Origin of the sequence: Microbispora sp. NPDC046973 (assembly GCF_040644495.1) — a bacterium.
In the GTDB taxonomy this organism is placed as follows: domain Bacteria; phylum Actinomycetota; class Actinomycetes; order Streptosporangiales; family Streptosporangiaceae; genus Microbispora.
In genome coordinates, this window is the sequence record NZ_JBEYWQ010000006.1 from 140,492 (window position 1) to 161,195 (window position 20,704).

Consider the following 20,704-nt stretch of genomic DNA (forward strand, 5'->3'; position numbering starts at 1 on the left):
CTGCGGAGTGAGATGGCGGCCACCAAACCCGGCAGGCTGTCCGGCCGGCACCGCCGTCCTCCCGAGGTGCGGACCACCTACCGGGAGGTCGTCGCGGTCCCCGAGTTCCGGGCCCTGTGGCTCGGACAGGGCATGTCGCTGCTCGGCGACCAGCTCGCGCAGGTGGCGCTCGCGGTGCTGGTCTACAGCCGGACCGCTTCGCCGCTGGCCACGGCCGCCGTCTACGCGCTGACCTACCTGCCGCCCATTCTCGGCGGGCCCCTGCTCGCCGGGCTCGCCGACCGATACCCGCGCAGGCGGGTCATGCTCTGGTGCGACGTGCTGCGCGCCGCGATGCTCGCCGCGATGGCCCTGCCCGCCACGCCGTTCCCGGTGCTGTGCGCGCTGGTCTTCTGCGTCGTGCTGCTCGGTGCGCCGTTCTCCGCCGCCCGCGCGGCGCTGCTGCCCGAGGTCCTGGAGGGCGACCGGTACGTCGTGGGATCGGCCCTGCAGAACGTGACCAATCAGGCCGTGCAGATGCTCGGGTTCGCCGCCGGGGGCGCGGCGATCGCGGTGCTCGGGCCCTATCGGGCGCTGGCGCTGGACTGTGCGACGTTCCTCGGATCGGCCCTGGTGATCGTCGCAGGGGTGCGGCACCGCCCGGCGCCGCTGCGGGAGGACGGCGAGCGGCCGTCCATGTGGCGGATGACGCTGTCCGGCGCGCGCCTGGTGTTCGGCGAACGGCGGCTGCGCACGCTCGTGCTGTTCGCCTGGCTGTGCGGGTTCTACGTGATTCCCGAGGGCATCGCGGTGCCGTACGCCGCGGCGCTCTCCGACGGGAGGCTGCCCGTCCCGGTGATCACGGGTCTGCTGATGGCGGCGATGCCGACCGGCACAGTCATCAGCGCGTTCTTCTTCGGGCGGTTCGTCACGCCCGCGGGACGGCTGCGGGGCATGGGCTGGCTGGCCATGCTGACCTGCGCGCCGCTCGTGCTGTGCGTGATCCGGCCGCCGCTGGAGGGCGTGCTCGCCCTGTGGGCGCTGTCCGGCGTCGGCGGGGCCTACCAGCTCGCGGCCAACGCGGCCTTCGTCCAGTGCGTCCCGGCGTCGGGACGGGCCGCGGCGTTCGGGCTGGTGCAGTCGGGCCTGCTGGCCGCCCAGGGCGTCGGCATCCTCGTCGGAGGCGCCGCCGCCCAGCGGCTCGGCCCAGAGGCCGTCGTGACGCTGGCGGGCGTGGCCGGGCTGTGCACCGCGGCCGTGCTCGCCATGCTCTGGACCGAGTCGCGCAGGGAGATCATCGCCAAGGTCCGGGCCGCCGCTACCTGAGTCAGGCCTGCGGACCCTGGTTCTGGGAGTCACCGGCGGAGGACCGGCCGTACGGGTGCTGCTCGTAGCCGGGCGCCTGCGGGGCCTGCGGGGGGTAGGGGGTGCCGGAGGGGCGGCCGCTTTGGTGCCAGCCCTGCTGGACGTTGTCCCACTTGGCCTTGGCGTCCTGCCAGACGCGGCCGTCCTTGTTCTTGTCGATGAGGTCCTGGACGATGGAGGTGTTCTTGCCCTCCTCGGGGAGGAGGAGCCAGGCGACGGCGTAGACGCCGACGCCGAGGCCGCCGAAGAAGGTCGCGACGGCGAGCCCGAGGCGCAGGATGTTGGCGTCGATGCCGGTGTACTCGGAGACGCCCGAGCACACCCCGGCGACGATCCTGCCGTTCCGAGTGCGGTGGAGCTGCTTGACCGAACCGTTGGTGTTCATCTCGTTCATACCTCCACAGTGCCTCTCAGGGGGGTGGGCGCACATCGGGATTCCCCCTGGCCCTACCCCGAGGAGGCCCGGATACCCTGACGCCATGGACGACCTCCTCGAACTCGACGACCAGCTCGACCCCGAGCACCGCATGATCAGGGATTCCGTAAGGGAACTCGTCTCCGGCAAGGTCCTCCCCCACGTCGCCGAGTGGTTCGAGCAGGGCACGTTCCCCGCGCGCGAACTCGCCCCGGCCCTGGGCTCGCTCGGCCTCCTCGGCATGCACCTGGAGGGGTACGGCTGCGCCGGGCTCGACGCCGTCTCGTACGGCGTGGCCTGCCGGGAGCTCGAGGCCGGCGACTCGGGGCTGCGGTCGTTCGTGTCCGTGCAGGGGTCGCTGGCGATGTTCCCGATCTGGAAGTACGGCTCGGACGAGCAGAAGGAGGAGTGGCTGCCCCGGCTGGCGTCAGGGGAGGCCATCGGCTGCTTCGGCCTGACCGAGCCCGACCAGGGGTCCGACCCCGCCGGCATGCGCACCACCGCCAAGCAGGACCCGTCCGGCGACTGGATCCTGAACGGCACCAAGATGTGGATCACCAACGGCTCGATCGCCGACGTGGCCGTGGTCTGGGCGCGTACCGACGAGGGCATCCGCGGTTTCGTCGTCCCCACCTCGACCCCCGGCTTCTCGTCCGCCGAGATCCACCGCAAGCTGTCGTTGCGGGCCTCGATCACGGCCTCCCTGTACTTCGACGACGTACGGCTGCCCGCCTCCGCGGTCCTGCCGGGCGTCGTGGGGCTGAAGGGCCCGCTGTCGTGCCTCACCGAGGCGAGGTACGGCATCCTGTGGGGCGTGGTCGGAGCGGGCCGGGCCTGCCTGGAGGCGGCCGTCGACTACGCCACCACGCGGGTGCAGTTCGGCAAGCCGATCGGCGCCTTCCAGCTCACGCAGGAGAAGCTGGCCTGGATGGCGGTCGCGCTCGGCCAGGCCGGGCTGACCGCCCTTCACCTCGGCCGGCTCAAGGACGCCGGGAAGCTGAAGCCCACCCAGGTCAGCTTCGGCAAGCTGGCCAACGTCCGGGCCGCGCTCGACATCGCCCGCGAGGCGCGTACGGTGCTCGGAGCCAACGGCGTCACGCTGGAGTATCCGGTCATCAGGCACATGACCAACCTGGAGTCCGTGCTCACGTACGAGGGCACCCAGGAAGTGCACCTGCTGACTCTGGGCAAGGCGCTCACGGGCCTCGACGCGTTCCGCTGACGCCGCTGTTCACCACGATCGGGGACAATCGCGTCGCCGAAGACGCGGTACTCTCTGTACCCTGCATCTTGGGGAGTGTTCCGCGGATCACAGCGCGACAAGGGCGGGATCCGGGGAGCACGACCAAGGGGTGCTAGCTCAATGGCAGAGCTGCGGACTTTTAATCCGTCGGTTCAGGGTTCGAGTCCCTGGCGCCCCACCGGCGAAAACAGCTCGGACATGGTGATCGTCAGGGGCTGCTGACGGCTACGGTTGACGGCAACGTCCTACGCGAGTCCCCCGAGCGCCTTTTCTTGTTCCAGGCATCCGGCCGCCAGGCGCTCCGCGGCCTGCTCGTCTCTGTGCTCCTTGAGGACCTTCACCATGTTCTCCGGGAGCCGGAACGTACGGCGAGAGCTTGTGTCTTCAGCGGCACGAGCTCGATCCCCTCGCCCTTCTGCCGCTGGAGTGCCTGCCGGACGCCGCGCCCCATCCCGCTGCCGCTACGCGGTGGGACGACGGCGTACGAGGCGATCGCCGGTGCTGCGACCGGAGACGTTCACGGGGGTGCACAGTTCTCGCGGGGTGAACCTCAACTTCTGACGGCCTCTGCGATCTCCAGTGCGACCTGGGCGGGTGTCAGGTGCGTGGTGTCGACGACCTCGGCCTCGCCGTGTAGCCACGTGCGGGCCGCCTCGGCGTAGGGCTCAAGGTATTTGAGACGGAAGGGGGAGGGGCCGAGAACGGTGTCCCCCTCGATGCGCCTGCGGAGGGTGTCTTGGTCAGCGTGGAGGACGAAGTGCCGTACCGGGATGGCATGTTGGGTGAGGCCCGCGCTGATCTCGCGCCAGTACTGCTCGACCAGGACAGTCATGGGCATCACCAGAGTGCCGCCGGTGTAGTCGAGTACGAGGCGGGCGGTCTCGACTACGAGTGGCCGCCACGGTGGCCAGTGCTGGAAGTTGTCCGTCGCCGGCAACCCCGGCGTGATGTCCATGAGTGTCTCGCCCACCTTCTCGGCGTCGAACACCCGTGAATCCGGGATCAGTCGCTGCACGAGGGCGGCGGTCGTCGTCTTTCCTGCGCCGTGGGTGCCGTTGAGCCATACGATCACGTGGCCCGATGCTAGTGCTGTGCGGGTTGTGGAAACGGACGCCGAGAAACAGGTCCCTGGCCGTGGCGGACGGCATGGCCCACCCCCGGTGAACGTTTCTGGGCACTAGCGAACTCGCCCAGCAGGACCGAATGCCACCGGCGACGAGCTCGCCAAACCGCCAGCCACCTGCGTAGGAATGCTCGGGCGGTTCCGACTGCACCACCTTGTGATTTTGATGAATACCGCCGCAGGTGGAATACGCAGGTGCAGGCACAAAATCGCGCCTGCACAGATGAACGGCACGCGGCGTAGTGCATTGCCGACGATCTCGCCAACTGATCGATGACGGTGGATCAACCTTCACTGTCGCAGGCTGTCGGAGCGCAGCCTGCGGGCCGGGCGCAGCGCGAGGTAGGCCACCGCGCCGGAGGCCAGGTACAGCACGGACTGCACGTTGAGGACGAGCACCACATTGAGCACGTCGCCGAGCAGGCCGGCGGCTGCCATGCCCAGTCCCTGCGACGCGTTGTAGACCACGTAGAACGTGCCGAAGGCCCGGCCCAGATCACTATCGGGGACGCTCTGCTGGATCTGCGCGAACGCGCCGCTGTTGTACGCGATGCCGGGCACGCCGACCAGGATGAACAGCACGATGTACACCTCGGCCTGACGCGAGAGCGCCGGACCGTTCCAGATGGTCAGGCTGAGCAGGCCGAACGAGGCGGCGCCCAGGCTCATTAGCAGCCAGGGGCTCAGGCGTGCGCCGAGCAGGCCGACGATGAGGCCGCCCGCCACGCCGCCGATCGCCTGGACACCGCGGAGCACGCCGGTGAGCGTGCCGTCGGCGTGCAGCGCGCGGCTGACGAACACGACGAAGAGCACCGCGAATAGGCCCTGGGCGACACCGCCCAGGGCCACGCTCTGGAACGTCACCCGGACGCTGCGATTGCGCATCATCGTCAAGAGGCCGGATCGCCAGTTCGCGAGGAACGACGTGGCGCCGCCGTCCGGGGCCGGTTCCGCGGCGTCGTGGTGTGCCGTCCGGCGGGCGGCTGCGATCAGGGCGGCGGCCGTCACGAAAGCCACGGCGGCGCCGATCGCCAGGTACCGAGTTCCTTCCCGGGTTATGGCGAAGCCGCCAAGCGAGCTGCCGATCAAGCGCCCCAGGCTGGTGTTGAGTGCGACCATGCTGTTGGCGCGCACCAAGTGCGCGGCCTCGACCAGCCGCGGCAGGGTCGCGTTGCGGGCCGAGTCGAATGTCTGGGTCAGCACCGCCTGGGCGCCGGCGACCAGGCAGATGATCCACAGGCGGTGGCCGGGTTCGCCCACCAGCGGCGTCACCACCGCCGATTGCAGCAGCGCGACGCCGCTCATCAGCCGGAACCGGTCGAAGCGGTCGGCGAGCGTCCCGGCGAACGATCCCATGGTGATGCCGCACATCAGCTCGACGAGGAACACGGCGGAGGTCACCAACGCCGAGCCGGTGACGCCGAAGACATAGATCGGCAACCCGGTGATCAGCAGCCAGCTCGCCACGCTCGATGCGAGCCCGGCGATCCAGACGAGGACGAATCCGCGCCGGCGCAGCAGCATCGGCATGTCAGATGAATTCCGGTGTGGGATAGGCCTGCAGGCTCAGACTGACCGGCCGGGCGTCACCCGGCGCCCCCTCGCGCAGCGGGCGCAGGTACGGCCGGATGACGGCGTCCAGCGTCAGGGTGAGGTGCCGCAGTTCCTCGGGGGTCAGCGAGAGCGTGTAGTTGTGAAAGGTCGCGCTCCCCTGCCACTGGCCGGGCAGCTTGTGCTGCTGTTGCCGGTAATGCCGCAGCGAGCGGAACACCTCGTCCAGTTCCAACGAGGTCAACGCGTCATTGACCTGCCGGCCCTGCTCGTCCCCGGGCTCCGGCAGAAACTCCAGCCCTGTGGCGACGGCGCGCCAGGGCCGGTCGCGCCGGTTGGTGCCCTGCGCGGGCGCGCGCTCGATCAGCCCGTGGCGAGCGAGCTGGTGCAGGTGGTAGCTGCAGTTGGAGCCGGTGTCGTCGAGCGCCTCGGCGCATTGCGCCGCCGTTCGCGGGCCGGCCGCCAGCAGGTAGCGCAGCAGGCGCAGCCGCAATGGATGGGCAAGCGCGCGCAACGTGGTGGGGTCTTGCACACGAACGCGCCGTTCCGGCTTTGTCGGTTCCACGGACACTCCTCAACGAAAGACTTCTTTCGTTGATACGCCCTCACAACGTGTTTTCGCAAGGGTTCTTGCGATTCGAGGTGACGCATGTCGACAGAGCTCCCACTCGGCCCGCAGCACCACGTCGCCGCCCGCCACCGAGCAGGCGATCGTCAGCCGTCCTGCTGTGCGTGTTCATCACCGCGGAGTGGATCGGGCCTGCTCCGGTCTTCTGGGTCTACACAGCGGAGACATATCCGCGATCGGTGCGAGGGACCGTGAGCCTGGCCACCGCGGTGCACTGGGACCGCGCACGCGGCCATCACCGCCGTCTCCGCCGCCGTCCTGTGCGGAGCGAGGCCTGAGCCGTGGCCGTTCACCGACGAGGTGCGAACGCTGCGAGGATGAGAGCCGATCGCTCTCGTCGGAAGGCGGAAGACAGTGTTGCCTGAACTCCATCCGGGAAACGCCGGCGCCCTGCTCTTCGACTGGGACGGAACGCTGGTAGACACCCAGCGGGCGAACTATCTCGCGATGGCCGGAGCACTCGCGGAGGAGGGCGTGCGGCTGGACCAGGAGTGGTTCGACGCGCGCACCGGCCTGTCCTCCGCCGAGATGATCCGTCTGCTGGCACGCGAGGGCGGCCTTCGGCTCCGGCGGTCCGTGGAGGAGATCGTGGCGGACCGCGACGAACGGTTCCTGCGGACGGCGCACGAGATCCGCGTCCATCCGGAGATCGAGGCCGTGGTCTCCTCATTCCACGGCAGACTGCCCATGGCGGTAGCCTCCGGCGGCGCCCGGAAAGTGATCGAGACGACGCTCCGCCACCTGCCGATCCGCCACCGGTTCGGCACCCTGGTCACCCGCGACGACGTCGAACGGGGCAAGCCCGCGCCGGACATCTTCCTGCACGCGGCGAAGCTGCTGGGCGTCCCTCCACAACGCTGCACCGTGTACGAGGACAGCGACGAAGGCATCGCCGCTGCCCACGCGGCGGACATGGCGGTCATCGACGTCCGGCCGCTCACCCGCCGGCCGGGCGGCTCGAGCGCCTGAGCCCGCCCTTCGGAACACCCCGTTCGTCGCCGCTGGGCATACGCCGAGAGCGACGGCCCCCTCGGACCTGCCGCCGCCCACCGAGCGGTGCAGGTTGACGCTGCTGGCGGGCGCGGGCAGCTGGTAGCCGGGCGCCAGGAGCCGCGCGGGCAGCGCTGCCCGTTGCAACAGCCGCCGCAGGTTGGATAAACCGGTGTAGATCTGGCTGCGGACGGCGAGGGCGGGGCATCGGACCAGAGCCGTTGAAGGCAGAAATTCGCGCCTGTGCGGATGAACGGCACGCGACATACCGCATTGCCGGCGATCTCATCAACTGATCAGTAACGGTCGATGAGCCATCACTGTCGCAGGCTTTCGGAGCGCGGTCTGCGAGCCGGGCGCAGCGCGAGGTAGGCCACCGCGCCGGAGGCCACGCCTCGGAGGCGCGGGCGCCGCAGACGTAGGCGGTCTCGAACAGCACCCGATCGCGCTGCCGGTCCAGCGGCACGTCCTTCCGGGGCCGCCGGGTGCAGATCGTGGCCAGCACCTTGCCGATGTCGGCCGCTGCGGCGGGGCGGGGCAGCGTCTTGGGCACCTTGACGGTGTCGATCCGGTCCATTGGGTTGGCCGTCAGAAGGTCGTGGCGGACCGCCCATCGGCAGGAGGCGAGGAGGCGGGACGAGGTCCGGCTTCGACGGCGTTCCCGCTCGTCAACGGCGCCGCCGAAAGCCTGCCGTGTCTGACAGCGAAAATCTGTACTCGCGACAGTAGACAATTGTGGTCGCTGGGGCTACTGTTTCTCCCATCGTAAGGAACGGTTCGGCCGGGCAACGAAAGTACTAGCACCACGATGAACTGCCCGGAACAAGTGAAGCTGGAAGTTGATGGCAGAAGGTCGGACGTGACGGGCCAGCGCAGTGGTTAGGGCCCTGATCGTGGACGCGCTGCCGCAGGTGAAGCCGGGCAATGGTCCGGACAAGAGATGAAGGGAGTGTTTGACGCCATCGGGATCGCCCGTTGCCGGCTGAGTCTCGCCGCTCGGGTACCGCAGCTCCACAGATAGGAAGGTGGTCTACGGTCACGCATCCGCGATCCCCGCATCACCGCCGCTCAGTACGGCGGATGCGGAAAACAGTGAGCCGGCCAGATGGCCGGTAGATGGTGTTGAACTCTTCGGGGCCCCGGCGCGACAGGTGCCGGGGCCCCCTGGCGCGTGATGGAAAGGAATGTATGGATCAACCTCACTCGGCTGCCGAGGGTGACACGCTCGCTCACGGCAGGAATGGGGACGCGGCCGGGTCCAGGGCTGGATACAGGGCCGAAGACCGGTTCGAGGATCGGTTCGACGATGAGGACTACCCCGCCTACAGCATGGGCGCGGCCGCGGAGATGCTCGGTGTCAGCCCCGCGTTCCTGCGGGCTCTGGGCGCTGCGAAACTGATCGAGCCGAAACGCTCGAGTGGCGGCCACCGCCGCTACTCCCGCTACCAGCTACGGCTGGCCGCGCGCGCCCGGGAACTCGTCGATCAGGGCACTCCTGTTGAAGCCGCCTGCCGGATCACCATCTTGGAAGACCAGCTCGCCGAGGCGCTGCGCATCAACAACGCGCGCGACCGCCCGGCCGGACACTAGCACCGACGGTGAGAAGACCCGGCAGCGTGAAGCTGACCGGGTCTTGGCGTGCAGCTTGGCGACGTGATCTCGCTTTTTCTCGCCGGCCTCGCATCTCCTGGGACTAATGCCTCCTACCAGGCGTGATGACGCTTGACACGCTGTCGATCAATGGCATCGAGGAGCTGTGCGCTGTGGTTGACATCCCGTGCCGCCGATTCTCGTGCGGCAGCGATGCAGCAGCCGGAAACGAATCAGGGCTCGCACCCGTGAAGGTGCGAGCCCTGATACGTGGCGCTACTTGTCAGGCGGGAACGATGTTCTCGGCCTGAGGGCCCTTCTGGCCCTGGGTGACATCGAAAGCCACCTTCTGGCCCTCACGCAGCTCGCGGTAGCCGCCCTGAGAGATGATGTTCGAGTAGTGTGCGAAGACGTCGGCGCCGCGGCCGTCCTGCTCGATGAAGCCGAAGCCCTTTTCCGCGTTGAACCACTTCACGGTGCCAGAAGCCATGTCGATCTCCTCTTGATAGGCGTAGCCGAAATCCGCACTGTTACGAATTCCGCGTTGCCGCGATAGGCCCACACCCGGAGAAGACCGGCAAACAAAAAAATGCACCCGAGGCTACATACCGTCAGGTGCACACAAGTTCATTATGGGTACCACAACTGCAACTACTTCCAACCTAGCACACGTGAGGCGTGATACGGCATGCCCCGCCGCTATCCGCCTGGATGGGTCGCATCCCGTGCGGCGCCGCACTCCCGCCCCCGTGTCTCAGGCAGCTTCCCCACGGCCGTCACCCGCGCTCGCCGCGCGTCCGCCTGCGCCGAGGCCGCCCAGGCGCTCGATGACGGGGTGCGCTACCTGCCGATCCGGCCTCGGCCATCCACTCGGCTCTCGCCCCGGACTGGAGGAGCGTGCCGCACTCGTGTCAGGCTCCGAGCCGTCCGATCTTGCCCGTACCGCCACAACAGGTCGGTCCGCAGGTAAAGAACCACGTGGCCGGTAGCTGGTTCAGCGGGAACGGCGGCCCTTCCTGCCCCGGCCGGTTTGCGCGCCCCGGCGAGTCGACGCGCCCGGAGCGGGACTCCGCGGCTGCTTCCGCGCCTTTTCCTGGGCAGGCGCGGGGGTACGGCCCCGCGAGCTGTTCACCGTACGCCCACGGACGATGCCGATGAAGTCCTCCACCAGATCAGTCGTCGCCTCCGCGGGCCAGGCCAGCGCGATCTGCGACTGCGGCGTCTCCACAACCGGCCGGTAGGTCAGATCCTTCCGGTGATACAGGCGCGCCAGCGACTGCGGGACCAGCAGCAGCCCTGCCCCCGCCGCCACTAACCGGATCGCCTCCGCCGTCGTGTCCGGACGCGTGAAAGCCGGCAGCCCCGGCAGGGCCGTCCACTCAAGGGTGTCGTCCATCGGATGGAACACCTCGTCGTCGGCGAGATCGGCGACGGTCACCTCGTCGGCGGCGGCCACCATGTGATCCTTCGGCACCACGACCACGGTGGTCTCGACATAGAGAGGGATCACGCTGAGCCCTTCACGGTCCACGGGCAACCGCACGAACCCGGCGTCGGCGCCGCCGTCGTGCAGGAACCGCACCACGTCGGCGGCGGCGACGGATACCAGGGTGAGTGGCACATCGGGCACCCGCTCGGCCCAGACGTCGACCCATTTGGCGGGCGTCACCCCAGGCACGTAAGCCAGCCGGAACTCCCTGTCGGACATCTCCTCAGAGTACCGATGTCAGGGGAAGCGGCTTCGCGCCATACCCTTGACACATGACCAAGCTCAAGACCACTCAGACGATGAAGCCCGCGACCGCGGCCAAGAAGCTGGGTGTGCTCCTCTCGGCCACTCCCGCCGAGTTCCAGGAGGGAGTCGTCTCCAGGGATGAGCTGAACGCGCTGCAGGCCAATCCGCCGGCGTGGCTGGCCGATCTGCGGCGCAACGGGCCGCACCCCAGGCAGGTCGTCGCCGTGAAGCTGGGCGTCTCCAACTCGGGCCTGGCCAGGGGCGGCATCACCGGGCCGCTCACCACAGCCGAGATCGACGCCATCAAGGCGGAGAACCCCGAGTGGCTGCAGCGCGAGCGGGCGGTTCAGGCCGAGGTGCGCAAGGAAGCGCAGCGCCTCAAGCAGCGCTAGTCAGCCGATGGGAGCGGCGATCTGACCCGATTCGGTCCGCCGCTGAGTCTTTCCACCGCGGCCCGGCGCATGGGCCGCTCTAGCGCGTACGCGGCGACGAGGATCGTGGCTTCCTGGCGCGCGGCGCGTTCGACGCTCCTATGGGCTCCGCCGAAGCCCGCGATCGACTCGGCTACCACTGGCCGGGGTCAGGGAGCCGGGGTGACAGTGCCCGGCCTCGGCTGCTGTTGCCAGGGCTCGCCGGTGCCATCGGCGGCGAGGTGTCGTTCGTAGGCGGCCACTTTGCCGTTGATCAGGTCGAGACAGTCCTGCAGCTGAGCGAGTTGCGCGGCGATGTGGCGCCCGTGCTCGCGCAGCAGCTCAAGCCGTTCCGCTTCGTTGCCGGTGCCCTCGCGGACAAGCCGGGCCAGCCTGCTGATCGTCGCCAGCGGCATGCCGGAGGCGCGGAACTTCACGCAGTTGCCCAGCCACTCGACGTCCCACGTGCTGTACACCCGCCGGCCGGTCTCGTCGCGCCGCACCTCGCCGGCGAACAGCCCCGCACGCTCGTACAGCCGCAGCGCGTGCACGCTCAACCCGGTGCGCCTGGCCACCTCGCCGATATGCAGAACCTCAGCCGTCATCGGCTGATCCTAGCCGGTTGACCTAGACCTCGGTCTAGCACCTAGCGTCGGCGGCATGACCAGCGACACGACCAGCGACACAGGGCCGAGCGCATTCCGCACGGGCGTTGCGGCCGGCAAGGTCCTCGACGGGATCGACCTCACCGGCAAAACCGCGGTTGTCACCGGCGGCTATTCCGGCCTGGGTCTCGCGGCCACCCGCGCGCTCGCCGACGCCGGCGCGCGAGTCGTCGTCCCGGCTCGTCGCCCCGAGTCGGCGCACCAGGCACTCGCCGGAACCCGAGGGGCCGAGATCGACCGGCTCGACCTCGCCGACCTGAGCTCTGTACGAGCGTTCGCCGAGCGGTTCCTGCGCCGGCAGGCCACCCTCGACATCCTGATCGCCAACGCCGGGATCATGGCCTGCCCCGAAACCAGGGTGGGTCCCGGCTGGGAGGCGCAGTTCGCCACCAACCACCTCGGTCACTACGCGCTGACACAGCTGTTGTGGCCCGCCCTCACGGCCGCCGGTGCGGCCCGCGTCGTCTCGGTCTCCTCCGGATACAACGTGGACTGGCGCATCCGGTGGGACGACCTTCAGTTCACCCGCGGCTACGACAAGTGGGCCGCTTACGCCCAGTCCAAGCTCGCGAACATCCTGTTCGCCCGCCACCTGGATCGGCTGGCCGGTCCGTACGGGGTCCGCGCCTTCTCGGTCAACCCCGGCTGGATCCTCACTTCGCTGCAGCGACACCTCACGGTCGGCGAGATGGTCTCCGCCGGCTGGATCGACGCTGACGGCAACGCGGTGCCCGGTCTGTTCTCGACACCCGAGCAGGGCGCGGCGACACTGGTCTGGGCCGCCACGTCGCCCGAGCTCGACGGGCGCGGTGGCGACTACTGCGCCGGGTGCCGGATCACCGACGACGGCCCGGCAGACGATGTCGAAGCAGCCCGTCTCTGGGCGCTCTCGGCCGACCTGACGGGCCTCGACCTCGTCCACTGAGCCCCGGGGCAGGGCTGACCTCAGGCGCACAGGGGACGGTCGTCGCCGGCCCCGCCGCCGGCGGACGAACCCGCCGCCGAAGCCGGCCCCACGGCTCTTATCGGGGGAGCCAAAACCTGTCGCCCCTTTTTGAGTGATCGGCCTACTCTGGCCGTATGGCCCAAGGAAAGACCTCCTTCGTCTGCTTGCCGTGCCGTGCCTCGTACAAGCAGCCCTATCCAGGCCTGGGCCTTGACGATCGCCTCTGCCCGCGCTGCGCCCAGCCGCTCATCCATGTGGGCTCCGCCTTCGCGGCGCCGCGCCGTAGGGACAGGGCGGGCTGGCGGACGCTCTCGGTGCTGCTGCACGCGGGTGTCCGCTTCCACAAGAGTTGTTGTGGAGGCCCTGGTTACCGCCCACGCTCGCTCAGCGAGGTACGCGCACGGATGACGTACGCCCGGAGAACCGGAGAACCCTTCTCCGAGGCTCTGGTGCGCCGCGACCTGCCCTAAGCCTGTTCTCCGCACATCGGACTGCCACTCCTTCAGCAGGCGTTGAAGACCGAAGCTGAAGCGCGTGTTCAGGCCGGGCACGTGGTAGATCCGCGCGCGACGTCACACTTCGCTCCCCGCCGGTCCTCTTAGGAGGCGTGACCGTTTCCGCACGCGTACAGCGGGCGGGGCGGCGTGATCCACGGCGACAAGGAGCACTTGGGCATGACCATTCTCGTCACCGGAGCGACCGGCGCCGTCGGGCGCCTCGTCGTCCGGCAACTCCTCGCCGAAGGCGCCCGGGTGCGCGCCGTGAGCCGCTCTCCGCGCGACGCGGCCCTGCCGTACGGCGCGGAGGTCGTCCAGGGCGACCCGGCCCGGCCCGGCACCATGGCCGACCACTTCAAGGGCGTCGAGGCGGTCTTCCTGCACTCGCGCACCTTCGGCGACTCGGCCGACCGGCTCCTCGCCCTGGCCGCCGAACGGGGCGTGAGCAGGGTGGTGGCCCTGTCGGCGATGAACATCGACGACCCGTTCGACCTGCAGCCGTCCCGATGGCGTGGGGACCGGAACAGGGAGGCCGAGGAAGCGGCCGTCGCCAGCGGCCTGGCCTGGACCAGCCTGCGCGCCGGCGCCTTCGCCGGCAACACCCTGCAGGCGTGGGGCGCCCAGATTCGCGCTGGAGACGTCGTGCGCTACGTGCACGCGGGCTTCCGGGAGTCCGTGCTCGACGAGCGGGATCTGGCCGAGGTCGCGGCCCGCGCACTGCTCACCGACGAACTGGCGGGCCGCCGGCTGGAGCTCACCGGGCCGGAGTCGCTGTCGCACGAGCAGATGGTGGCCGTGATCGCCGCCGCGCTCGGCAGGCCCCTGCGCTTCGAGGAGGTCCCGTCGCGGGCCGTCGCCGCGCACCTGATCGGCGTGGGCCTGCCCGAGCCGTTCGTGCGCGCCTTGATGGCCCGGTACGACCACTACGCCGGCCGTGACCAGCATCCCCCGACGGGTGAGCTCGGCAAGGTCCTCGGCCGTCCCGCACGGACGTACGCCGACTGGGTGGCCGACCACGTCGCCGCCTTCCCGAACGGCTGAGCCTTCGATGCCGGCCGCCTACGTCGTCACCGCTCTGGTGACCATCGCCTTCAACACCTTCTCCGGATTCGCGGCCATGACCCGGCTCGCGCCGATCATGCGCACCCTCGGCCCCGCGCTCGCCCGAGCCGGTGTGCCGGAGTCGTGGCTGGTCTGGCCGATCGGCGCACTGAAGGCCCTGGGCGCGCTGGGACTCGCGCTCGGGCTGCTCGGCGTGCCCCTCGTCGGCACGGCCGCCGCCGCGGGCCTCGTCCTCTACTTCGTCTGCGCCCTGTACACCCATCTGCGCGTCGGCGACTTCTCGCCCCAGTTCTCCCTGGCGATCGTGTTCCTCGGCCTGGCGGTCGCCACGCTGGCGCTCGACCCCGCCCTCGTGCTGCACGCGACGCGCTGATTCAGTATCCGTACCGGCAAGGAGTCGCATGATGCGTGAAACCCCCGCGGCCGACGCTTCCGAGGTGTTCGCCGACCACCGCGAGTTGTTGTTCTCCATCGTCTACACCATGCTCGGCACGGTCGGCGACGCCGAGGACGTGCTTCAGGAGACGTGGCTGGCGTGGGCCGCACGGGATGTGGCCGCCATCGGCAACCATCGTGCCTACCTGGTGCGTGTCGCGGTCAACCAGGCCCTCGCCCACCAGACCGCGTTACGCAGACGCAAGGAGACCTACCTGGGCCCGTGGCTGCCGGAACCGCTGGTCACCGGTCCCGACGCCGCCGAGCCCGCCGTACGCGCGGAGTCGGTGTCGATCGCGCTGCTGGTGGTCCTGGAGACGCTCACCCCGCTGGAGCGGGCCGTGTTCGTCCTGCACGAGGTGTTCGCCTACCAGCACACCGAGATCGCCGCCATGCTGGACCGCAGCCCGACCGCGATCCGGCAGATCGCCCATCGCGCGCGCGAGCACGTGCAGGCGCGGCGTCCGCGCGCCCGGGTCGACCGGCGTACGCACCGGGAGGTGACCGAGCGCTTCGTGGAGGCGGCGTTCGGCGGTGACCTGCCCGCGCTGATGGAGATGCTCGCGCCCGACGTCGTCCTGTGGCCCGACGGCGGAGGCAAGTCGGCGGCGGGCGGGCCGCGGCCGATCCGTGGCCGCGACAAGGTCGCCCGCGTGGTCGTGGCCAACGCGCGCGGCGGCGCGGACGTCCGCTACCGACAGGTCAACGGCGACCCCTCCGTGGTCGTCTTCGCGGAAGGGTCGCCCCTCGCGGTGATGGTGCTCGACCTCGACGCGGACGGGGAGCAGGTGCGCGACATCTACGTGGTCAGCAACCCCGACAAGCTCGGATCCGTCTCCGGCCACACCGCCGAGCGAGGTCCCGAAAGCTCCGGAACTCGTGACACGACGAGGTGACCGGCCTCGCCGTGGTGGGCGGTCGTGGAAGATCTCCGGTTGTCCGACGGGCCGGGCGCCCGCACCTGCTTCAACCAGGACGCCCGGCCCGCGACGTCGGCGGGTGTTATCCGACGCGCTTCCAGGGACCGTTCGGGTCGCCCGGCTTCTGGTCGCGGGTCCACCACTTCGCCTGGTAGACGACGCCCTGGTATTCCGCCCGGTCGCCGGCGACGAAGATCCGTGACGCGGTCCACACGGCGGTGCCGTCCGCCGTGGTCACGATCTCCTGCCAGGGGCCGTACGGATCGCCGGGGGTCTGGTTCTTGGTCCACCACGAGGCGCGCCAGACGGACCCGTGGTAGGACGCCTGGTCACCGGTGTCGTAGACCGTGGTGGCGGCCCAGGCCGGAGGGTTGCCGATGACGATGGAGACGGTCTGCTCGGTGGTCAGCCCGTTCGTGCCGACCGCGTCGATCTTGAGCTGGTAGGTGCCGTTCGGATAGGCGGTGGTGTCGACGACGAGGTTGGGATGGAGCCCGTCGTTGTGGCTGCCGGGCGCCTTGGTGTTGTCGGTCAGCCAGACGCCGCCGCGGTTGAGTTCGATGTAGGTGTAGGACACGTCGGACGCCGTGCCGCCGAGGTCGACGGTGAAGGTCGGGGTGCCGGAGACGGTCGCGCCGTCGGCCACCGAGACGCCCTTGATCGTCAGGTAGGGCGCGAGGGTCCAGAAATGGTCGGGGACGGCGGCGTCGCCCGTCGCGGGCGCCGGGCTGGCGACGATGGTCGCGTTGCGTCCGTTGCCCGACGAGTCCGCGACGGCCGTTCCTCCGCTCTCGTCGAACGTGTAGCGCAGGACGTCGCCCGCGCCGGCCTGCCCGGTCGCGAGGGCGGACACCTCGGACGCGGTCAGCGCGCGGCTGTAGACGTTGAAATCGTCCACCGCGGCGGCCAGGTACGGGTCTCCCGAGTACTGGGAGCGGCCGATCCAGTTCTGGGTGGTGGTGCCGAGGCTGGAGGGGTGCAGGGTCAGGTTGGTGTTGGTGCCCGCGACCTGGTCGTTGACGTAGAGGGTGCCGGTGGTGCCGGACACGGTCACCGTCACCAGCGACCAGGTGTTGAGCGGAAGGGTCGTGGTGGAGCTGATCTGCTGCTCCCCGCCGGCGCCGCCGGTCGTGATGGCGAAGCGGAGCCCGGTGTTCTTGTTGAGCGTCAGGAACATGTAGTTCGACGCGCCGGTGCCGAAGTCGAACACGCGCGACCACGTCGCGTTCTTGGCCGGGTTGACCCACGTCGAGACCGTGAAGTCGCCCGTGACGCCGCTCACCGCGCCGCGCGGCACGTTGACGTACTGGTTGGCTCCGGACAGCGAGACTGCCTTCCCGAGCTTGCCGGCCACCCGGGTGCCGCCGATGCCGGAGGAGGTGACGGTGGTGTCGCTCCACTGCACGACCTGGGCGCCCGGGTCCTTGCTCATGCCGTCGACGGCGAGCACGAGACCGGTGTCGTAGTTCACGAGCTGGTTGTGGCCCTTCCCGTCGGGAACGACCTGCCAGAGCTGGGTGTTGCCGCCGGTGTCGGTCTCCACGACGGCGGACGCGCCGTTGCCGGACGAGGCGTCCTTCACCCCGAGCACCAGGCCACCGGCCGCGTTGACCACCTTGTACAGGCCGGAGCCGGTGGAGACCAGCTTCCACCTCTGCGTGGCGCCGCCCGCGACGGCGGCCTGGTTCACCAGGGTCCCGGCCGACGTCCCCGCATCGTGGGTGTCGAGCGCGAGCCCGCTGTTGAGGTTGGTGATCCGATAGGTGCTCTCCAGGTCGGTCGCCGTACCGGCGCCGCTGATTACCAGGTGGTAGGCGTCGGCGGAGCTCATCGCCACCGGGACGGTGATGGAGCCGTCGGTCACCTGGTAGACGGTGTCGGAGATCGTGATCGGGCCGGCGACGGGGTTGGTGCGCCCGTACGACGGGGTGTACTCGAGCTTGGCGTGGACGGTGGCGCCCAGGTCGAGCGTGTCCAGCCCGTCGACCTTCACCGCGGTGGCGCCGCTGCCGCCGCCGAAGACCACGCTGACCTGCTTCTTGTCGGTGGGCACCGCGGCGGCGCCGTCGAGGCCGGTCGTCGCGTTGGGCGGGGTGGTCACGACCATGTCCCCGCTCATGTCGGCGTACCACTTGTAGAGCCAGTAGGCGCCGTTCGGGCTCCCGCCGGTGCCGGTCAGCAGGTCGCCGAGCGCGCCGTAGCCGTTCCAGAACGCGAGCTCCGCGTCGTGGATGCCGTAGCGCTCGAACTTGGCGATGTACCCCACCAGGGAGCCCGGGATGCCGACCTCGGAGGGCGCCGCGTACTCCTCGATCGAGATCGGGCGGGGGCTGATGCCGAGGTCCTTCATGATGGCGGTGACCTTGGCGAGGTCACCCACGATCTTGCCCGAGTTGATCAGTTCGTGCCAGGAGATGATGTCGGGGACCGTGTCGGTCTCGACCGCGTTCCGCAGGAACTTCTCCATGTCGGTGATGTTGTCGGAGAAGCTCGGGCCCTGGATCGGCGTTGTCGGGTCGAGCGACCGCACCTGGCGGAAGGTCTTGGTCCAGAAGTCCTCGTAGGTGCCGTTGGACGCGAGCCAGGTGTTGTCCGACTCGTTCCACAGCTCCCACGCCGCCATGTTCGTCGCCCCGGACGCCTGGACGGCCTTGACCTGCTGCTCCACCACGCCGGGCCAGGTGTCCCAGCTGAACTTGTACGGCCAGCCCGCGTAGTAGTCCGACAGGCGGTTCACGACCTTCGCGCCCGCCCTGGCCGCCTTGCCGGCGACCACCAGCACATCGCCCTTCGCCTGCTGCTTGCCGCCCACGGCCATCTGGACGAATGTGTTCGGCTTGATGGCCTCGACCAGGGCGTCGGAGGGCGTCGCGTCGTCGGCGAGGCCGTACAGGGACCCCGTCGCGACATGCGTGACCGGGCGGAAGGGCTGGTCGGCCTTGACCACGAGCGTGGACGCGGGGACCGGTGCCGTGGCCGCGGACGCGGGCGTGGCGAAGGAAAGGGCGGCTCCCGCGGCCATGCTCGTGAGCGCGGCCGTCAGGGCCGCCACGCGGCGGGACGCGCCCCGTAACCGGTTCGTGCCGGGGCGCGGGGCCGACGCCCAGCCCGGGGGTGATGCTGTTCGAGACATGCGTGCTGCTCCTTAGTGTTGCGTGAACCGCGTTGCGTAAATGAGGGGGACGTTTCGGCGTGCGTCGTCTCGAAGGGCTCCCGGCGGATGCCGCCGATGCGCGAATGTTAGCGCTAACATTTGCGCGTAGCCGTCGATGACGGGGTTCTGGAGGATGTGGGGAGGGTTCTCAGTCCTTGACGGCGCCCGCGGTGACTCCCGCGGCGACGTAGCGCTGGGCGATGACGAGCAGCACGGTGGCCGGGATGGAGGCGACGACCGCGGTGGCCATGATGGCGTTCCACTGCTGGTTGTTGTTGCCGATGTAGTGGTAGATGCCCAGCGTGATCGGCTGGTGGCCGCCGCCCTGGTCAAGAGTGCTGGCGAAGACGAAGTCCGACCACGCCCACAGGAACGCGAACAGCGACACCGTGATGACCGAGTTGCGGCTGACCGGCAGCACGACCGACCAGAACGTGCGCAGCGCGCCCGCGCCGTCCACCCTGGCCGCCTGCATCAGCTCCTCGGGAATGCCGGACATGAACGCGGTGAAGATCAGCACCGCGAACGGCACGGCCAGCGTGGAGTCGGCCACGATCAGCCCCGGCACGGTGTTCAGCACCCCGGTGCTCAGGTAGATCGCGTAGAACCCCATCGCCATGATCACGCCGGGGATCATCTGCGCGATCAGCAGCACGAAGCTCAGCACGCCGCCGCCGCGCGGGCGCAGCTTGGCCAGCGAGTACGCCGCGGGCGCCGCGATCATCAGCGTCAGTGCCACGGTGCCCAGCCCCACTACGAGGCTGGTGGCGAGGTAGGGCCCCTGCTGCTCCAGCACCGCGCGGTAGCCCTCCAGCGTCCCGTGCACCGGGAACCAGTACGGCGGCGACTTGCGCATGTCCTGGTCGCGGGTGAGCGAAACGTTGATCATCCAGTAGACGGGGAACAGCATGAGCACGGTGAACACCACGCCCAGGCCGGTCCGCCACCAGGTGCGCCGGGTCGCCGTCATGCCGCCCCCTGCCTTCGCTGCGTACGGATGTAGACGAGCCCGAAGACCAGCGCGATCACGATCAGCAGGTTGCCGACCGCCGCGCCGGGCCCGAAGGAGGGCAGGAGGTTGCCGAAGCCCAGCCGGTAGGACCAGGTGGCCAGCGTCGTGGACGCGTCGCTCGGCCCGCCCTTCGTCATGATCCAGATGATGTCGAACACCTTGAGCGTGTAGACCAGCCCGAGCAGCAGCGTGATCGCCGAGACCGGCCGCAGCAGCGGGAACGTCACCTTCCAGAACCGCTGCCAGCCGCTCGCCCCGTCCAGGGCCGCCGCCTCGTGGATGTGGGAGGGGATCGCCTGCAGGCCGCTGTACAGCACCACCAGGTTGAACGGGATCCCGATCCAGATGTTGGCGATGGTCACCGACCACAGCGACCAGTCCGGGGACGTCAGCCAGTTGACCGGGCCGATCCCCACCACCCCGAGCACCGCGTTGACCACGCCCGACTCGCTGTTGAGCATCCACGACCACGTCGAGGACGACACGATCAGCGGCAGCAGCCACGGCACCAGGAACAGCGCCCGCAGCGTCGCCGACAGCCGGAAGTTGCGGCTGAAGAACACCGCCAGTGCGAGCCCGATGGTGAACTGGAAGGCCAGCGACACCACGGTGAACACCACCGTGTGCCACAGCGCCGGCCCGAACGTGGCGTCGGCGAACACCTTGGCGTAGTTGGCGAACCCCGTGAACGGCGCGTCCCCCTGCACGAACGACCGCACCGTGTAGTTCCGCAGGCTGAGGTCGATGTTCCGATACAGCGGATAGACGTAGAACGCGAGCAGGTAGGCCACCACCGGCGCGAGGAACGCCCACGCCGCCCACTGTCCCGCCCTGCCCCGCCGTACGAGTCCGTGACGGGCGCTCCCGGCCCCCGGCGCCGGGGCCCCCTCCCGCCGGCCGCCCCCGGCGGGCGGGGCCGGCGTCTGTGTTGCGTGTTTCATGCTTTCCTTCGTCTGGACGACCAGAGGCGGACCCGGAGGCCGG

19 protein-coding genes and 1 tRNA gene are annotated in these 20,704 nt (G+C 69.5%); 10 read left to right on the forward strand and 10 right to left on the reverse strand.

The features are described from left to right. Window positions 1-12: 12 nt before the first annotated feature. A complete protein-coding gene (locus tag ABZ860_RS14630; protein WP_357219946.1) occupies window positions 13-1,305 on the forward strand; it encodes an MFS transporter in 1,293 nt (430 codons plus the stop codon). 1 nt (window position 1,306) lies between these two features. On the opposite strand, the gene ABZ860_RS14635 is transcribed toward ABZ860_RS14630, so the two are convergent. Beyond that, window positions 1,307-1,738: a PspC domain-containing protein gene (locus ABZ860_RS14635; protein ID WP_357219948.1), complete on the reverse strand. Its 432-nt coding sequence runs from the start codon at window positions 1,736-1,738 to the stop codon at window positions 1,307-1,309. A gap of 85 nt (window positions 1,739-1,823) precedes the next feature. On the opposite strand from ABZ860_RS14635, the gene ABZ860_RS14640 reads away from it, so the two are divergent. Together ABZ860_RS14640 and ABZ860_RS14645 are read left to right on the forward strand one after the other, a co-directional pair. Next, window positions 1,824-2,981, forward strand: coding sequence for an acyl-CoA dehydrogenase family protein (locus ABZ860_RS14640; protein WP_357219949.1), 1,158 nt, complete (start codon window positions 1,824-1,826; stop codon window positions 2,979-2,981). A 127-nt stretch (window positions 2,982-3,108) separates the two neighbouring features. Beyond that, window positions 3,109-3,180: transfer RNA gene (locus ABZ860_RS14645), tRNA-Lys, on the forward strand. A 372-nt stretch (window positions 3,181-3,552) separates the two neighbouring features. On the opposite strand, the gene ABZ860_RS14650 is transcribed toward ABZ860_RS14645, so the two are convergent. The 3 genes from ABZ860_RS14650 to ABZ860_RS14660 form a co-directional block, all read right to left on the reverse strand. Next, window positions 3,553-4,074 (reverse strand): AAA family ATPase, encoded by a 522-nt coding sequence (locus tag ABZ860_RS14650; protein WP_357219950.1) that lies wholly within the window; start codon window positions 4,072-4,074, stop codon window positions 3,553-3,555. A gap of 342 nt (window positions 4,075-4,416) precedes the next feature. Next, the gene (locus ABZ860_RS14655; protein ID WP_357219952.1) at window positions 4,417-5,655 is read right to left on the reverse strand and encodes an MFS transporter; all 1,239 of its coding nucleotides are present in this window, start codon (window positions 5,653-5,655) and stop codon (window positions 4,417-4,419) included. A gap of 1 nt (window position 5,656) precedes the next feature. After that, window positions 5,657-6,241 carry a winged helix-turn-helix domain-containing protein gene (locus ABZ860_RS14660; RefSeq protein ID WP_357219953.1) on the reverse strand — a complete coding sequence of 195 codons (585 nt, stop codon included), beginning with the start codon at window positions 6,239-6,241 and terminating at the stop codon, window positions 5,657-5,659. A 417-nt stretch (window positions 6,242-6,658) separates the two neighbouring features. Here ABZ860_RS14660 and ABZ860_RS14665 point away from each other — a divergent pair, with 417 nt between their 5' ends. Both ABZ860_RS14665 and ABZ860_RS14670 read left to right on the forward strand, forming a co-directional pair. After that, the gene (locus tag ABZ860_RS14665) at window positions 6,659-7,273 is read left to right on the forward strand and encodes an HAD family phosphatase (RefSeq protein ID WP_357219954.1); all 615 of its coding nucleotides are present in this window, start codon (window positions 6,659-6,661) and stop codon (window positions 7,271-7,273) included. A gap of 1,209 nt (window positions 7,274-8,482) precedes the next feature. After that, the gene (locus ABZ860_RS14670; protein WP_357219955.1) at window positions 8,483-8,884 is read left to right on the forward strand and encodes a helix-turn-helix domain-containing protein; all 402 of its coding nucleotides are present in this window, start codon (window positions 8,483-8,485) and stop codon (window positions 8,882-8,884) included. A gap of 283 nt (window positions 8,885-9,167) precedes the next feature. Here ABZ860_RS14670 and ABZ860_RS14675 read toward each other — a convergent pair whose 3' ends face one another. Together ABZ860_RS14675 and ABZ860_RS14680 are read right to left on the reverse strand one after the other, a co-directional pair. Then, window positions 9,168-9,374, reverse strand: coding sequence for a cold-shock protein (locus ABZ860_RS14675; RefSeq protein WP_357219957.1), 207 nt, complete (start codon window positions 9,372-9,374; stop codon window positions 9,168-9,170). 504 nt (window positions 9,375-9,878) lie between these two features. Continuing rightward, the gene (locus ABZ860_RS14680; protein WP_357219958.1) at window positions 9,879-10,592 is read right to left on the reverse strand and encodes a LysR family substrate-binding domain-containing protein; all 714 of its coding nucleotides are present in this window, start codon (window positions 10,590-10,592) and stop codon (window positions 9,879-9,881) included. 53 nt (window positions 10,593-10,645) lie between these two features. Here ABZ860_RS14680 and ABZ860_RS14685 point away from each other — a divergent pair, with 53 nt between their 5' ends. Then, window positions 10,646-11,011 (forward strand): DUF5997 family protein, encoded by a 366-nt coding sequence (locus ABZ860_RS14685; protein ID WP_357219959.1) that lies wholly within the window; start codon window positions 10,646-10,648, stop codon window positions 11,009-11,011. Window positions 11,012-11,199: 188 nt separating this feature from the next. Here ABZ860_RS14685 and ABZ860_RS14690 read toward each other — a convergent pair whose 3' ends face one another. Continuing rightward, window positions 11,200-11,634: a MerR family transcriptional regulator gene (locus ABZ860_RS14690; RefSeq protein ID WP_357219960.1), complete on the reverse strand. Its 435-nt coding sequence runs from the start codon at window positions 11,632-11,634 to the stop codon at window positions 11,200-11,202. A 55-nt stretch (window positions 11,635-11,689) separates the two neighbouring features. On the opposite strand from ABZ860_RS14690, the gene ABZ860_RS14695 reads away from it, so the two are divergent. The 4 genes from ABZ860_RS14695 (at window position 11,690) to sigJ (ending at window position 15,530) form a co-directional block, all read left to right on the forward strand. Then, on the forward strand, window positions 11,690-12,619 hold the full coding sequence (locus ABZ860_RS14695; RefSeq protein WP_357219961.1) for an SDR family NAD(P)-dependent oxidoreductase: 930 nt from the start codon (window positions 11,690-11,692) through the stop codon (window positions 12,617-12,619). 695 nt (window positions 12,620-13,314) lie between these two features. After that, window positions 13,315-14,178, forward strand: a complete 864-nt coding sequence (locus ABZ860_RS14700; RefSeq protein WP_357219963.1) for an NAD(P)H-binding protein — start codon at window positions 13,315-13,317, stop codon at window positions 14,176-14,178. Window positions 14,179-14,185: 7 nt separating this feature from the next. Beyond that, complete coding sequence (locus tag ABZ860_RS14705) at window positions 14,186-14,572, forward strand: DoxX family protein (protein ID WP_357219965.1); 387 nt, start codon at window positions 14,186-14,188, stop codon at window positions 14,570-14,572. A gap of 28 nt (window positions 14,573-14,600) precedes the next feature. Beyond that, complete coding sequence (gene sigJ / locus ABZ860_RS14710) at window positions 14,601-15,530, forward strand: RNA polymerase sigma factor SigJ (protein WP_357219967.1); 930 nt, start codon at window positions 14,601-14,603, stop codon at window positions 15,528-15,530. 106 nt (window positions 15,531-15,636) lie between these two features. Here sigJ and ABZ860_RS14715 read toward each other — a convergent pair whose 3' ends face one another. The 3 genes from ABZ860_RS14715 to ABZ860_RS14725 all read right to left on the reverse strand — a co-directional run bounded on the left by ABZ860_RS14715 (window position 15,637) and on the right by ABZ860_RS14725 (window position 20,661). Further along, entirely contained in the window at window positions 15,637-18,687 is a 3,051-nt protein-coding gene (locus ABZ860_RS14715; RefSeq protein WP_357219969.1) for a LamG-like jellyroll fold domain-containing protein, read from the reverse strand. Window positions 18,688-18,856: 169 nt separating this feature from the next. After that, complete coding sequence (locus tag ABZ860_RS14720; protein ID WP_357219971.1) at window positions 18,857-19,678, reverse strand: carbohydrate ABC transporter permease; 822 nt, start codon at window positions 19,676-19,678, stop codon at window positions 18,857-18,859. Next, window positions 19,675-20,661 (reverse strand): sugar ABC transporter permease, encoded by a 987-nt coding sequence (locus tag ABZ860_RS14725; protein WP_357219973.1) that lies wholly within the window; start codon window positions 20,659-20,661, stop codon window positions 19,675-19,677. The genes ABZ860_RS14720 and ABZ860_RS14725 overlap by 4 nt, the downstream gene beginning before the upstream one ends. Between the last annotated feature and the right edge of the window lie 43 nt (window positions 20,662-20,704).